This window comes from Brachybacterium sp. J153 (assembly GCF_036311905.1).
Taxonomy (GTDB): Bacteria; Actinomycetota; Actinomycetes; order Actinomycetales; family Dermabacteraceae; genus Brachybacterium.
In genome coordinates, this window is the sequence record NZ_JAZDCH010000018.1 from 132665 (window position 1) to 147247 (window position 14583).

Annotated in this window: 14 protein-coding genes; 4 read left to right on the forward strand and 10 right to left on the reverse strand. The window is 70.8% G+C overall.

The window, feature by feature from the left end; all coding sequences use genetic code 11:
- Positions 1–8: 8 nt before the first annotated feature.
- Together V1258_RS09630 and V1258_RS09635 are read right to left on the reverse strand one after the other, a co-directional pair.
- On the reverse strand, positions 9–1310 hold the full coding sequence (locus V1258_RS09630) for an MFS transporter (RefSeq protein ID WP_329749439.1): 1302 nt from the start codon (positions 1308–1310) through the stop codon (positions 9–11).
- A 52-nt stretch (positions 1311–1362) separates the two neighbouring features.
- A complete protein-coding gene (locus tag V1258_RS09635; protein WP_329749440.1) occupies positions 1363–1839 on the reverse strand; it encodes a MarR family winged helix-turn-helix transcriptional regulator in 477 nt (158 codons plus the stop codon).
- A gap of 329 nt (positions 1840–2168) precedes the next feature.
- Here V1258_RS09635 and V1258_RS09640 point away from each other — a divergent pair, with 329 nt between their 5' ends.
- Complete coding sequence (locus tag V1258_RS09640; RefSeq protein ID WP_329749441.1) at positions 2169–2357, forward strand: hypothetical protein; 189 nt, start codon at positions 2169–2171, stop codon at positions 2355–2357.
- Between the two features lie 18 nt (positions 2358–2375).
- The gene (locus tag V1258_RS09645; protein ID WP_329749442.1) at positions 2376–3599 is read left to right on the forward strand and encodes an HNH endonuclease signature motif containing protein; all 1224 of its coding nucleotides are present in this window, start codon (positions 2376–2378) and stop codon (positions 3597–3599) included.
- An 82-nt stretch (positions 3600–3681) separates the two neighbouring features.
- Here the strand turns inward: V1258_RS09645 and V1258_RS09650 are convergent, their stop codons facing one another.
- Together V1258_RS09650 and V1258_RS09655 are read right to left on the reverse strand one after the other, a co-directional pair.
- The gene (locus tag V1258_RS09650; RefSeq protein WP_329749443.1) at positions 3682–4764 is read right to left on the reverse strand and encodes a Gfo/Idh/MocA family protein; all 1083 of its coding nucleotides are present in this window, start codon (positions 4762–4764) and stop codon (positions 3682–3684) included.
- Positions 4765–5035: 271 nt separating this feature from the next.
- Complete coding sequence (locus tag V1258_RS09655; protein ID WP_329749444.1) at positions 5036–6106, reverse strand: hypothetical protein; 1071 nt, start codon at positions 6104–6106, stop codon at positions 5036–5038.
- Between the two features lie 67 nt (positions 6107–6173).
- Between V1258_RS09655 and V1258_RS09660 the strand changes: the two genes are divergently transcribed.
- Positions 6174–6899, forward strand: a complete 726-nt coding sequence (locus tag V1258_RS09660; RefSeq protein WP_329749445.1) for a maleylpyruvate isomerase N-terminal domain-containing protein — start codon at positions 6174–6176, stop codon at positions 6897–6899.
- A 39-nt stretch (positions 6900–6938) separates the two neighbouring features.
- Here the strand turns inward: V1258_RS09660 and V1258_RS09665 are convergent, their stop codons facing one another.
- From V1258_RS09665 to V1258_RS09690, 6 genes are read right to left on the reverse strand one after another with little or no spacing between them, the layout of a single operon-like run.
- On the reverse strand, positions 6939–8015 hold the full coding sequence (locus V1258_RS09665) for a Gfo/Idh/MocA family protein (RefSeq protein ID WP_329749446.1): 1077 nt from the start codon (positions 8013–8015) through the stop codon (positions 6939–6941).
- Positions 8012–8782 (reverse strand): ThuA domain-containing protein, encoded by a 771-nt coding sequence (locus V1258_RS09670; RefSeq protein ID WP_329749447.1) that lies wholly within the window; start codon positions 8780–8782, stop codon positions 8012–8014. The genes V1258_RS09665 and V1258_RS09670 overlap by 4 nt, the downstream gene beginning before the upstream one ends.
- Complete coding sequence (locus V1258_RS09675) at positions 8779–9996, reverse strand: Gfo/Idh/MocA family protein (protein ID WP_329749448.1); 1218 nt, start codon at positions 9994–9996, stop codon at positions 8779–8781. Before V1258_RS09675 ends, V1258_RS09670 begins: the two co-directional genes overlap by 4 nt.
- 28 nt (positions 9997–10024) lie before the next feature.
- Positions 10025–10837 (reverse strand): carbohydrate ABC transporter permease, encoded by an 813-nt coding sequence (locus V1258_RS09680; RefSeq protein ID WP_329749449.1) that lies wholly within the window; start codon positions 10835–10837, stop codon positions 10025–10027.
- Position 10838: 1 nt separating this feature from the next.
- On the reverse strand, positions 10839–11822 hold the full coding sequence (locus V1258_RS09685) for a carbohydrate ABC transporter permease (protein WP_329749450.1): 984 nt from the start codon (positions 11820–11822) through the stop codon (positions 10839–10841).
- Between the two features lie 2 nt (positions 11823–11824).
- Positions 11825–13147 (reverse strand): extracellular solute-binding protein, encoded by a 1323-nt coding sequence (locus tag V1258_RS09690; protein WP_329749451.1) that lies wholly within the window; start codon positions 13145–13147, stop codon positions 11825–11827.
- Positions 13148–13513: 366 nt separating this feature from the next.
- Here V1258_RS09690 and V1258_RS09695 point away from each other — a divergent pair.
- On the forward strand, positions 13514–14583 hold a 1070-nt coding region (locus tag V1258_RS09695; RefSeq protein ID WP_329749452.1), incomplete at its 3' end, for a substrate-binding domain-containing protein.

Here is a 14583-nt window from a genome sequence, read left to right on the forward strand (position 1 = left end):
GTCGGGGCTCAGGCCTCGTCGCCGACGCTGATCGCCTCCGCCTCCTGGGCGGCGGTGAGATGGTGCTGGTCGCCGATGGCGGCCAGGTGGCGCCGGCCGATCAGCAACATCGCGATGCTCACCACGAGGGCGGCCGCGGCCAGCAGGTAGGGGGCGCCGGCCGTGGTCGCGGCGGCGAGCGGCCCGGCGACGGCCGGGGCGACCGCGCCGCCCAGGAAGCGCACGCCCGAGTAGGCGGAGCTGGCCACGCCGCGGGGCAGATCGGTCGCCTCCATGACCGTCTCGGTCAGCGCGGTGTTCATGACGCCGAGCAGGAGGCCGCCGATGACGATCAGCGTGATCATCCCGGTCATCGACGTGTGGAGCAGGCTGAGCGCGATCATCAGCACGGTGAGCAGCACGAGCGTGGTCAGCAGCGTCGGGATCAGGCCCAGGCGACGGGTGAGCACCGGGGCGGCGAACACGGAGGTGATCGCGAGCGCGAGGCCCCAGCCGAAGAACACCTCGCCGATGCCCATCGCGCCGAACTGGGTGCCGCGAGCGGCGGCCGCGGCCTCGAGCGGGAACGGCGAGTACGCGAGCAGGGTGAAGAAGGCGAGGTTGTAGAAGATCGCGGCGAGCGCCAGGGTGCGCAGCGCCGGGTTCCCGAGGGCGCGCAGCGCGGCGAGCGGCGAGACATTCGCGGGCTTCGCCTCGCGCTGCAGCAGGACGGCGATCGCGAGGAAGCCGATGCCCATCAGCACCGCGGTGCCCGCGAAGGGAGCGCGCCAGGAGACCGAGCCGAGCAGTCCTCCGAGCAGCGGCCCGAGGGCCATCCCGATCCCGAGCGCAGTCTCGTAGAGGATGATCGCGCCGCCGCTCGGGCCCGCGGTCGCACCCACGATCGCGGCGAGGGCGGTCGAGATGAACAGGGCGTTCCCGAGGCCCCAGCCCGCGCGCAGCCCGATGATCTCGCCCACCGAGCCGGAGGCCGCCGCGAGCGCCGCGAAGACCACCACGAAGGCCAGTCCGATCAGCAGGGTGCGCTTGGTGCCGAGCAGGGAGGCGAGCCAGCTGGTGAAGAGCATCGCGATCGCGGTGACGAAGAGATAGCTGGTGAACAGCAGCATCGCCTGTGACGGCGAGGCGTCCAGCTGCACGCTGATCGCGGGGAGGATCGGGTCGACCAGGCCGATGCCCATGAAGGACACGGTCGCGGCGAAGGCGATCGCCCAGACGGCGCGCGGCTGGTGGAAGGCGTCGCGGAGGGTCGGGGCGGACGCGGTCGTGGTGGGGGATGCGCCGGGCGCGGGGGCCTGGGTGGCGGTCATGCGGGAAAGTCCTTCGGCAGGGGGATGGGAGGAGGGGCCGGGATGGGCGCCGTCAGCGGTCGTGCGTCTCCACCAGCTCTGCGAGGATCCGCGCCGCGCGATCGAGGGCGGCGAGATCCTCGTCGGGCAGCGGCTCCAGCAGCCCGCCGACGCCGACGGCGAGCTGGTCGCGCCACTGCGCGAGCTGCTCGGCACCCTGCGCGGTGATGCTGATCAGTGAGGAGCGGGAGTCCTCCGGGTCCGTATCGCGCCGCACCAGCCCCTCCTGCTCGAGCCGCTTGATGACCGTGGTCGCGGTGGGGCGCGAGACCCGCTCGCGATCGGCGAGATCGCTCAGCCGCAGGGGCCCGTGACGCTCGATCGTGGCGACCACCCGCCAGGACACCGTCCCCACGCCCACCTCCGAGCGGCGCGCGGCGAGGCGCGCGAACTGGCTGCACACGAGGGCGAGGGTCTGCGGGAGCTCGGATTGAGCGTCCGACGGCGGCTCGGACTCCTCGCGGGGAGCGGGGGCAGGGGTTCTGGTCACGGCTCCCCATAGTAGTTAGGAATGCGAACTATCGCAAGGGGGGAGCGGTGAGGGGCCGAGGCGGGGTGCGGGGTGCAGAGTGGCAGGCGCGCAGGCCCCGGTGAGGGTGGGCCATTCGATCGTTCCTCCACAGAGGGCGCTCATCCACCGTCGGAGCCGGGGTGATGCGCAGCCGCGAGGAGCGGGCTGAACTGATGCTCCGTCCTCGTATCTGCCGAACGGAGGCACTGATGCCGCCCGCCCCGTCCGCTTCGCAGCGCACCGACGTCATCCTCTCCCCGCCGGAGGAAGGGGCGACAGCATCTGCACCGTCGGCATCAACCCCTGCCATGCAAGCGCCCTCGGCCGCGCCGGCTCAGCGGCTCAGTCGTGCCGATGCCGAGGATCTCGGGCAGCGGATCCAGCAGCAGGCGGCTCTGATCGCCCAGGCCACCTGCGACTTCATCCTGCTGATCGCGGAGTTCGACGCCTGTGAGGGTCGCCGCTACTACTACGGGCTGAAGTCGACAGCGCACTAGCTCGGCTGGGCCTGTTCGATGGCCGCCGGGACGGCGCGAGAGCACCTCAGGGTCGCCAGGGCCCTGCCGGGTCTGCCGCTGACCGTGACCGAGTTCCGCGCCGGGCGACTGTCCTACTCCAAGGTCCGCGAGATCACGCGCGTCGCCGACCGGGTAGAGGAGGAGGTCCTGGTGGAGATGGCCCGGGCGATGACCGCTTCCCAGCTCGCTCGCACCGTCTCCGCGTTCCAGTCGATCGATGGCACCCGACTCGACCAGGACTCCCGGCGCGAGGCGCAGTGGCGCACGAGGGACGACGGCATGGTCGAGGTCCGTGCCGTGCTCCCCGCCGAGACCGGAGCCGAGCTGATCACTGCCCTCGAGCTGGCGCTGAACAGGGACGGCACGGAGCCTCCCGCACGCAGCACGGCCGCGTCGGCAGCACCTGCAGAGGACCTGTTCGACCCTGCGACGCGAGACGCGGAGATCACCAATGAAGCGACGCTCGATCAACGCCGAGCCGATGCCCTGCATGACCTGGCTCGGACCTATCTCGCCACCGAGCCGGATGACCGATCGGGCGAGGATCGACACCTCGTGGTCGTCCAGGTCAGTGCCGATTCGCTGCAGCAGGGCGTTCCCGCGGGAACGCCTCCGCGCTGTGCGGTGATCGGCGGCGGAGCGCTCGAGCCGCGGACTGCGGAACGTCTCGCCTGCACCGGAAGGGTCGCAGTGGTGATCTCCGACGTGGACGGCGAGATCCTCCACCTGGGCCGGACGAAGCGCCTTGCCTCCCGGGCACAGCGCCGCGCCCTCAGGCTTCGCGACACGACCTGTGTGTTCCCCGGCTGTCACCAGCAGAAGCATCTCGACGCCCACCACCTCACGCCCTGGTCGGAGGGTGGCCACACGGACCTCGATGAGCTCGCCCTGCTCTGTAGACGACATCACGTGATGGTGCATGAAGGCGGCTTGCGCCTGGTGCGTTCGGAACCGGAGCCGTCAGGCATCGGCCCGCGATTCCAGGTGCTCGACGCGGACGGTCGGCCGGTCCAGGCGAGATGGCCGGCGATGTTCGAGCGCCTGATCATTCAGCGCAGAACCGAGAGCTCCGCTGCCGTGACGCCGGACGCAGGCGCTGAGGATCTCGACCCGTCACGCGTGGCTCCTGAACGGATCGCCGCCACGACAGGCGGGGAGGGGTTCAGCCTCGCCGGCTGCGTACAGGCGCTGTGCGACGGGGTGATCGTGACGGCGGCCTGAGCGAAGTCCGGGACATGGGAAGAGCCCGCCGCACAGGCTGTGCAACGGGCTCTTCAGGCATGCGGCTCGGCGCCGCACTGGCTCAGCGGCCGGTCAGCTCCCGGGCCTGCTTCTGGGCCGTCAGCGCGAGCTCGACGGCCTTGAAGGCGTGGGCCTGGGTCATGGCGTTCTCGGTCCGGTTCAGGACGTCGAGGATCAGCTCCCCGAAGAAGGGGTAGCCCACGTTCCCGTTCGCCTCGAGGCGGTGCTCGCCCTTCCCGTCGACGAGGATGACCTGGTTGGGGCCGTTCTCGGTGGTGACGTCGAGGTACTTGCGCAGCTCGAGGTAGCCCTCGGTGCCGGCCACGAAGGTGCGGCCGTCACCCCAGGTGCGCAGGCCCTTCGGGGTGAACCAGTCGACGCGCACGAAGCCGGTCGCGCCGGAGGACAGCGCGATGTGCGCGTCGCCGAAGTCGTCGAGCTCAGGGTGCTCGGGGTTCCCGAAGTTGCCGATAGAGGAGGAGAGGACGTCCGCGTCGTCAGAGCCGGTGAAGGTGAGCATCTGCTCGAAGTTGTGCGAGCCGATGTCGGTGAGGATGCCGCCGTAGCGGGCGCGCTCGAAGAACCAGTCAGGGCGGGTCGACGGGTCGCCCATGCGGTGCGGGCCCATGCCCGTGACGTGGAGGACCTTCCCGATCGCACCCTGTTGGATGAGCTGGGTGGCGAGCACGGCGGCCTCGACATGGATCCGCTCCGAGTAGTACACGGCGTACTTCTGGCCGGTGCGCTCCACGGCGGCCCTCGCGTCGGCGAGCTGCTCGAGGGAGATCAGCGGGGTCTTGTCGGTGAAGTAGTCCTTGCCGGCCTCCATCACGCGGATGCCGAGCGGCGCGCGGTCCACGGGGACGGCGGCGGCCGCGACGAGCTTCACCTCGGGGTCATCGAGGATCTCCTGCTCGGAGCTCGCGACCTTGACCTGCGGGAACTGCTCGGTGAAGGTCTTCAGGCGCTCGGGCTGCGGGTCGTACACCCACTTCAGGGTGCCGCCGGCGCCGAGCAGGCCCTGGGTCATCCCGCCGATGTGGCCGTGGTCCAAGTGCATTGCGGCGAAGACGAACTCGCCGGGCTCGACGACCGGCTTCGGCATCGCGGCGGGCGCGTAGTTGGCTCCTTCGGAGGCGGGCATCGCGGGGTCCTTTCGATCGAGGCGGTGGTGCTGTGATGGCGACGGTGCGGCTCAGCTGGGCCGGTCTCCCTCGGATGCCGGTCGGTGCGCGCTCAGCAGTGCGCTGCGGTGCGCGCAACGGTACGCGTCGACTGCACCGTCGGGGACTGGCTCGAGTCTTCCGCACCGTCGGTGTCCCGGGGCGAGCGTGCCACGGGTTGCCGCCTTCCTACTCCCGTGGGGATCGCGGTCAGCGTTGTGCGGTCCGCTTTGTGCGGCCAGCGTTCCGTCGTCACGTCCACCCGAGCGTCCGCCGCACCGTCGTCGCGCCCTCGGCCGGCCAGTCCGGCATGCGCGGCGCGATCTCGGCCTCCGCGATGTCGAGGAGCGCACGCCCGCATGCCTCGACAGGGAGCTCGAGTGCCGCTCCGATGCGCGCGCCGATTCCCGGGTAGGACTCCTCGACGCGCCGGCGCGGGTCGAGGCCGTCGCGCAGAGCGTCGGGCGACGCAGGCACGAGCGCACCCACGAGGTCGAGCAGCTCACCGAGTGCGTACATGCGCACGTGCGCGCTCGCGGCGACGAGCTCGCCGCGCTGTGCGCGGCCGACACCGATGAGCAGGAGGCTGCAGAAGAGACCCGCAGCCCGGGCCAGGTCGGGGGCCGGCCGCTCGGCGATCTCCCGTGCCGTCCGGGCGGCGCACTCCTCGAGCACCGCCGTCACGGCGCCGGTGTCGTGGACGACGCGCCAGTGGTGGGCGGCGAACGTCGCGACATCGGCGAGCGAGGCGACGGCGAACTCCAGGACGTGACCGTCCGCGAAGACCGCTTTGAGGCCGTGCCCGGTCTCGCGCGGAGAGAGGACGACGGCCGGGCCGTCGGGCAGCCACTCGAGGTCCTGGCGGTAGCGCTCCGCGACCTCCTCCTCGACGACGAGGTAGAAGTCGTGGTCGCTCCACCGGTCGATCCGGGCGCGCTCGGCGCCGGAGCCGAGGAGGACGAGCCCGAGCACCTCCGGACGGTCGGCGAGCTTCGCGACCAGCGCGTCGGTCCAGGAGTCGAAGGCTGCGAGAGCGGCGTCGGGCGCTGCGTTTTCGTGAGACATGGGAGGAGCGTAAGGGCGAATCCGGTGGTGTCCTAGCGTCGGAGCACCGCTCCCGCCCGAGGGGTCGATCGCCGCGAGGTCGTCGTCGCGCACGTGCGTCTTCTTCGCCTGGATGCGTGCCGAGCGGCGGGTCGGATCCTCGCCCTGGGCATCGGTGGGGCCGACGTACTCGGCCAGGCGGTCGAGGTAGCGCCACAGCGCGTAGTAGTCGGACGGCTGCCATGCGGACGGGTCCTCGTCGTAGATCCTGCGGGTCACCGCCTCGGCGCTCCTTCCCGGGCTCGGCCGCGGTCTTGTGATCCCCGCCGACATCTAAGGTACGGGCGTGGACCTCTTCTCCCTCACCTGGACCGCGCTGCGCGAGGCCGTCGCGGCGGTGCCCGACGACGCCTTCGAGGGGCCCTCGGGCTGCGCCGGCTGGCGAATCCGTGACCTGGTCGCGCACCTCGTGATCGACGCCCAGGACGTGCTGATCACCCTCAGCACACCCGCCGACGACGCCCCCACGGCCGACGCCCTCAGCTACTGGACCCCGCGACCGACGACCTGGCCGGTCGAGGCGACGTCCGACGGGGGAGCGGCCGACGTCGATCCGCTCGATGCGCTCGTCGTGCGCCTCGCGACGGCCTACGGGGAGCCGGCGCTCCTGCACCATCACCTCGAGGACCTCGGGGCCGCCGCCGGTCGCGCCGCGCTCCTCGCGCATCCCGAGCTGCCGGTCGCGACCCAGGGCATGAGCCTCACCGTCCGCGACTACCTGCAGGCCTACGTGCTCGAGTGGACCCTGCACCACCTGGACCTCGTCGCGGAGGCGGCGTCGGCCGACAGCGCAGGCATCGTCGGCGCCGGGGTCCCGGGGCCGCCCGCCGAGGGGCTCGCCGCGGCGCGGCGGATGCTCGAGCGCCGGATCCGGCTCGCGCTGCCGGAGGAGTGGTCCGACGCCGATGCTCTCCGGATCGCGACCGGGCGGCGGGCCCCGTCGTCGGCCGAGCGCGCGGACCTCGACCGGCTCGGCCCGCGCGCGGCGATGCTGCCCCTCTCCCTCGGCTGAGCTCCCTCGACCGAGGGAGAGGGGCGACGACCCTCCGGCTCAGCCCTCGCGGGGGTCGCGGAGCGGGACGACCTCCGGGCGCTCGAGCGTCGAGGAGATCTCGACCCGCTGCCCGGAGCCGGAGGACTCGAGCATCGCGTTCATGACCTCGAGGGCATGCTGGCCGAGCGCGCCGGAAGCCCGCAGCTGCTCGCCGCGGGTCGCCATGTCCTGCAGGGCGATGCCGCGCGAGGCCCCGACGTAGCCGGCCGACTCCGGCACGGCCTCCCAGCCGCCGGAGCCGAGCGCGTTCACCGACACCTCGCCGTCGAACCGGTTGGGGTCCGGCACGGAGAGGCTGCCGAGGGTGCCGTGCACCTCGATCGGATGCGCATGCGTCGCGACCGCGTCGAAGCTCATGACCAGCGTCGACAGCACGCCGGAGGCATGGATGAGCACCCCGGTGACATGGGTGTCGGTGGTGACGGGAATGACCTCGCCCTCCCGCGCGCCCGAGCCGATGGTGCGCTCCTCGCGCAGCCGGCTGGACGCCCCGATCACCGCGGAGACCGGGCCCAGCAGCGTCACGAGGGAGTGGATGTAGTACGGGCCCATGTCCAGCAGCGGACCGCCGCCGGGCACGTAGTAGAAGTCCGGGTTCGGGTGCCAGCGCTCGTGGCCCGGGGTCATCATCGTGGCGACCGCGGAGATCGGCGTGCCGATCAGGCCGTCGTCGATCGCGCGCCGCGCCGTCTGCGTGCCCGTGCCCAGGACGGTGTCCGGGGCGGAGCCGACGAGCACCCCCGCGGCCGCCGCGGCGGCGAGCACCTCGGCGCCCTCGTCGGCCGTGACCGCGAACGGCTTCTCCGCGTGCACGTTCTTGCCCGCGGCGATCGCCCGCAGGTCGATCTCCGCATGCGCCGCCGGGATGGTGAGGTTCAGGACCGTCTCCACCTCCGCATCGGCGATCAGCTCGTCGACCGTGAGCGCGCGGACGCCCACGTGCTCGGCCGCGACGGCGCGCGCCCGGTCCATGTCGAGATCCGCGACGGCCACCAGCTCCACGTCCGGGAGGGTCGGGAAGGTCTTCAGGTACTGCGCGGAGATGTTCCCGCAGCCGATCATGCCCACCTTCATCGGGTCGCCTCCTGCGTGCCGGCGGTGCGGAGGGAGCCGTGCTCGCCGTAGGGCTGCTCGCTGCCGCGCGCGGCCCACAGCAGGCCGCGCTCGATGATCGTGCGCACGTTCGGGTCCTCGAGCACCTCGACGCGGTGGCCGGGGGTGGAGACGAAGATGCGGCCCTCGCCCCAGTGGCGGGTCCAGATCGCCGGAGAGGTCACCTCGCGGTGCCACGGATCCCACTCCCGGACCTTCTGCGTGGTGGTGGCGAGGACGTCGCAGTAGTCGTCGGCCAGTACCCAGTACTGCTCGGTGACCAGGTCGAAGTCGCTGATCCCGGCGGTGATCGGATGATCCGCCGCGGCGGGCAGCATGTTCACGGTGTAGGGCACGTAGTTGTCCGCCTGCTCGCCCTTGCGCTCGTCCTGGTGCTTGCCCGGGTGGCAGCCGAACTGGCCTCCGATCAGGGTCAGGTAGTCCGACTCGTTGCGGTAGCTGTCGGCGATGCCGCCGTGCCAGCCGGCCATGCCGGTGCCCGCCTCGATCGCGGCGCGCAGCCCCTCGAACTGGGGCCGCTCGATGGTGTTCATGGTGTTGCACTGGACGATCAGGTCGACCGTGGCCATGTACTCGGCGTCGGCGTAGATCGCCGGCGACTCCTCGATGCGGACGCTGAAGCCGTTCTCCTCCAGGAAGGGGATGAACAGGTCCGTCGCCTCGACGGGCTGGTGGCCGTCCCAGCCGCCGCGGACGACGAGGGCGACTCGGGTTGGGGTGGTGCTCATGCGGAGGTCTCCTGGGTGGTGGGGGTCTGGGGGCCGACGGGGGTCCAGCGCGAACCGTCGGCGTCGCTGGCCTCCACAGCGGCGAGGACGCGCTGCACGTGCAGCGCCTCGGCGAACGACGGCGAGGGGTCGGTGCCCTCGCCGATCGCGCGCACGAGGTCGACGACCTCATGGGTGAAGGTGTGCTCGTAGCCGAGGCCGTGGCCGGTGGGCCACCACGCCGCGGCGTAGGGGTGCTCCGGCTCGGTGGCGAGCACGCGGGTGAAGCCCTGACGGCCTGCGGGTGCGGTCGCGTCGTAGATCTCCAGCTCGTTCATGCGCTCGAAGTCGAAGGCGACCGAGCCCGTCGAGCCGTTGATCTCCACGCGCATCGCGTTCTTGCGGCCCTGCGCCATGCGGGTCGCCTCCACGGCGCCGAGCACGCCGTTCTCCAGGCGGACGGAGAACAGGGCAGTGTCGTCGACGGTGACCTGCTGGCGCTCGCCGGAGGTGTCGCCCTTGCCGCCGAGGCCCTGCATCGCGCCCGCCGCGGGGCGGGTGGGGACCACGGTCTCGAGGGTGCCCGAGACGGCGACGATGTCCTCGCCGGAGAGCCACTGGAGCAGGTCGATGACGTGCGCGCCGATGTCGCCGAGCGCGCCCGAGCCGGCCTTCTCCCTGTCGAGTCGCCAGGTCATCGGGGCGTCGGCGTCGGCGAGCCAGTCCTGCAGGTACTGGGCGCGGACCTGCAGGATCTCGCCCACGAAGCCCTCCTCGACCAGCTGCCTCGCGTAGGCGAGCGCGGGGGTACGGCGGTACGAGAAGCCGCAGATCGAGCGGATCCCGCGCTGCGCGGCCTCGGCCGCGGCCGCCGCCATCTCCGCGGATTCCTCGACCGAGTTCGCGAGCGGCTTCTCGCACAGCACGTGCTTGCCCGCCGCGAGTGCCGCGAGGGCGATCTCGTGGTGGGTGTCGCCCGGGGTGCAGATGTCGATCACGTGGATCTCGGGATCCTCGATCAGATCCTGCCAGCGGGTGGTGTGCTGGGCGAAGCCGTACTGCTGCGCCGCCGCGGCGACCGCGGACTCGGTGCGGCCCGCGATCGTGTGCAGCACCGGCGTGAGGGGCAGGTCGAAGAAGCGGTGCGCGGTGCGCCAGGCATGGGAGTGGGCGGCCCCCATGAAGCCGTAGCCGACGAGGCCGACGTTCAGGGGCTGGGGGGTTGAGTCAGTCATGGACGACGGGGTCTCCTTCAGGGTGGGGTCACTTCCCGGAGCCGGCGGTCATGCCGCTGACCAGATAACGGCGGCCGAAGGCGTACAGGATGATGATCGGGATCGACGACAGCACGACGGCCGCCATCACCACGGGGACGTTGGTGGCGTACTCGCCCTGGAAGCTCCACAGTGCCAGGGGAAGGGTGCGCTTGTCCGGGCTCTGGGTCAGGATCAGCGGGAACAAGAAGCCGTTCCACGACATCAGCGCCTGGTAGACGGCGACCGTCACCAGCGCGGGCCGCACGATCGGGAAGGCGAGGCGCCACATCTTTTGCCACTCGGTCGAGCCGTCGATGTCCATCGCCTCGAAGAGTTCCTTGGGGACGTCCCGCAGGGAGTTGGAGATGATCAGGATGCTGAGCGGCAGGCCGAAGGCGATCGCGGGGATCATCAGGGCGACCAGGGAGTCGTACATGTGCAGCCGGATGATCATCAGGTAGATCGGCACGATCGTCGCCTGGACGGGGATCGCGAGTCCCAGCAGGAACACGCTGCGCACCGGACGGAACACCCTTCCCGTGCCGCGGACGATCGAGTACGAGGCCATGAAAGCCATCAGTACGAGCGGCACCACGGTTCCGACGGCGACGAGCACGCTGTTCAGAAGGTACCGGGTGAAGTCCGCCTCGAGCACGGCGAAGAAGTTCTCGATCGCGACGGGCGCCGAGGGGAGCACCGGGTTCGAGCCGAAGTAGGTCGAGATCGACTTGAAGCTCGTGATGATCACGAAGTAGATCGGGAGCAGGACGACGCCGAGCCAGAGCCAGCCGAAGGCGCCGCCGATCCAGTTGCGCTGCATGTCAGGCTCCTTCCATCTGGCTGGCGGAGGTGTCCCGGCCGCCGAGCCGCTGCACGCCGAGCGCGAGGCCCAGGCCGATGACGACCAGCATCACCGCGAGGGCGCTGGCCACGCCCATCTCGTTCCCGCGGAAGCCGGTGAGGTACATGTCGAGCGGGAGGATCCGGGTGGCCATCCCCGGACCGCCCTGGGTGAGGACGAAGATGATGTCGAAGTAGGTCAGCGCGCCCACCACCATCAGTGTCGAGCTGGTGATGAGCGTGTACTTCAGCTGCGGCAGGGTGATCGAGAAGAACTGGCGCAGCCTGCCGGCGCCGTCGATCTGCGCCGCCTCGTACATCGACTGGGGGATCTGTCGTACCGCGCCCTGGTAGATCAGGGTGTGGAAGGGGATGAACTGCCAGGCGATGATGAACAGCAGGACCACCCACACCAGCACCGGATCGCCCAGCCAGTTCTGCTTCAGCAGGGGCATGTCGAGACCGTTGGCGAGCCCGAAGTTCGGGTCGAGGAGCGACTTGAAGGTGATCGCGATGGCCGCCGAGGACAGCAGCAGGGGCAGGAAGTACAGGATCGCGAGCAGGTTGCGGTACCGCTGCTGACCGGCGAGGAAGGTTCCCAGCAGGATGCTCATCGGGGTCTGCAGCAGCCAGGTCGCGACGATCATGACCACGACGAGGCCGAGCCCCTGCCAGGTGGTGGGCCGGGTGAGCGCCTCGGCCCAGCTGGTCAGGCCGGTGAACTCGATGGCCCCGATGCCGTTCCAGCTGGTGAAGGACAGGGCGGCGACGCCCACCAGGGGGAGCAGGGCGAAGAAGCCGAAGAACAGCAGCGCGGGCAGCGCGAACAGGACGTGCGAGATCTGCACGCGCTCACGGGAGGGACGCGGGGCGGTGGCCGCCGTGTCGGAGCGACGGGTGGCGGACGCTGACGCGTCGGCTCCGCCCATGGTGCGCGGCGCGACCGACGGGGAGAGCGCAGTCATCCTCAGGCCCCCTTGCCGGCGGCCATGTTCTCCGCGAACTGCTCGGGGGTGATGGCTCCGAGGAACAGCTGCTCGGTGTTGACGAGCAGGGTCTCCGCCTCGGTGGGCTGGAGCGCCTGGTCCCAGGACTGCGTGAAGGCCGGGGCCTCCTGGATCGAGGAGTAGACCCACTGCAGGTACTCGGCGTCCTCGCTCGCCGCGAGAGCTTCGTCCTGGCCGACGATGACCGGCACGGAGCCGGACGCGATCAGATCGGTCGCGACCTGGTCGGACATCGCGCCGTCCCGCAGGAAGGCCTTCGCAACCTCCTTCTCCTCGTCGCTCGCCGCGGAGGAGAGGGACAGGTAGTTGCAGGGGTTCCCGACCAGGTTCGTCAGCTCGCCCTCGCCGCCGTCGATCGTCGGGAACGGACCGAATCCGAGACGGCCCGCCTGCACGAAGTCGCCGCCGCTCGCCTTCATGCTGCCGAAGGTCCACCCGCCGTGGAGCATCAGCGCGGCCTGGTCGGTCCACAGCAGCGCCTGGTCGGTGTTGGAGTCGGCGGCCATCGACTCGAAGCCGTCCGCGAAGGCGCTCGCGTCGACGAGCTCCTTCACCTTCTCGCCCATCGCGATGACCGAGTCGTCGAGCCAGGCGTCGGACTCGCCGGCCGCGATGCGCGCGAAGACCTCGGGGCCCCCGATGCGGTCGAGCAGGTACTCGAGCCACATCATCGAGGTCCAGCGGGACTGCGCGGCGAGGGAGATCGGAGCGACTCCGGCGGACTTCGCCTTCTCGACCACGCCGAGCAGGTCGTCCCAGGTCTCCGGGGCCTCGCCGCCGATGGTCTCGAGCACCGTCTTGTTATGGAACAGGATGATCGGCTGGGTCGCGCCCTGCGGGACCGCCGAGATCTTGTCGTCGACGGTCGCGGCCGCCCAGACGGACTCGACGAAGCGGTTCTTGTAGTCCGCGTTCTCGTCGAGCCAGCCGGTCAGATCGTCGACCTGGGACTCCTCGACGTAGGTGCGCAGACCGCCGCCGCCCCATCCGTAGATGATCGTCGGGGCCTCGCCCGCCCCGATGGCGGTGCGGATCTTCTGCTTGTAGGCGTCGTTCTGGAAGAAGGTCAGATCGATCGTGCCCTGGTCGCCCTCGTTGAAGGCCTCCACCGAGTCGCCGTAGATGGTCTCGTTGGGCTCGCCGGACAGCGCCCAATAGCTCGCCGAGTTGCCGCCGCCTCCACCGGAGCCGGGGCCGGCGGTACCGCAGGCGCCGAGGGTGAGCGCGGAGAGCCCGGCGGTCGCGCCGAGCAGGGACCGACGGGAAAGAGGAAAGTTTCGCATGACCTGCTCCTGAGTGTCGTCATTGACGGGATCGGTCGACAGCGGGCAGGGAGGCCCGAGCCGGGGAAAGTAAGAGCAAATTACCAACGAAGTTTCGTCGGGTCAACAGGCACCCGATCCGAGACCGGATCGAGACGGTTGCAGTCGTGACCTGCAGGTTCGCGTGATGATCCGGGCGGAGTCGCTCGCGCTTCCCGTCTCGACCGCCAGGAGGACTCTTCGACGGGCGGGGTGTCGCATGTCCTGGGCTACCTGCCGCCCGGGCGTGCGACCTGCGCCGCGAGCCGTTGCATCGGTTCAGAGTCGAGAAGAAAGTTTCCCGATGAGTATCCTGACCGCGAGAAGCGACGGAGAGGAGCCGGGTCGATGGCGACGAACGGTGGGAACACGGGGCGCGTCACCCTGGCGTCCGTGGCGGAGCGAGCCGGGGTGTCCCTGGCGACGGCGTCGAAGGTGATGAACGGGCGCGGGGCGATCAGCAGCGCCACCCGTGCCGCCGTGGCGGAAGCAGCCCAGGAACTGGGGTACGAGCAGCGTCGACGCAAGACCGGGCGCCGGCGCCAGATCGGACTCCACCTGGAGTCCGTGGACAGCGGGTACGTCATGGGAGTCCTCGCCGGAGCCGTCCATGCCGCGCGGCGGGCGGACGTCGACCTGATCGTCTCGAGCCTCAATGGCGGCGGGCTTACCCGCGAGTGGATGGCGGAGATCGCCTCGCAGCAGGCGGAGGGGGTCATCGCCGTGGTGACCACCATCGGCCCCGAGCACCTCCGCTGGAGCCGCAGCCTCTCGCTCCCCCTCATCGCCATCGACCCCGTCCTGGCGGAGCCGGAGCTGGAGGGGCTCCTGACGGTGGGGGCCACCAACTGGGAAGGCGGATCCGCCGCGGTGCGGCATCTGCTCAGCCTCGGGCACACCCGGATCGGACTCCTCGCCGGTCCTCCCGGCTCGGTGCCGGGGCGGCAGCGGGTCGAGGGCTATCGCAGTGCGATGGCGAGGGCGGGCCTGGAGGTCGACGAGGAGCTGGTGGACTCCCGGGCCTTCACCGCCGAGGCGGGCGAGGAGGGGGCGCGGCGGCTCCTCGACCTCACGGATCCTCCGACGGCGATCTTCGCAGCGGCCGATCCGCTCGCCCTCGGGGCGCTCCGTGCCGCGGAGGCGCGCGGCGTCCGGGTGCCGGAGCAGCTCAGCGTGATCGGCTTCGACGACACGATGATGACCCGCTGGACCACGCCCCCGCTGAGCGCGGTCAGTCAGCCCCTGTTCTCCCTGGGGCAGGTCGCGGTGGAGCGCCTGCTGGCCCTGGCGGCGGATCCGCAGGCCTTCGCGCATCCGTTCCAGCTCGAGACCCGGCTCGTCGAACGGGGGTCGACAGCGGCGGGGGGAAAGGGGGCAGACGGTTTGGCCCACAGGGGGCCAGACTGGTGTCTTCGCCA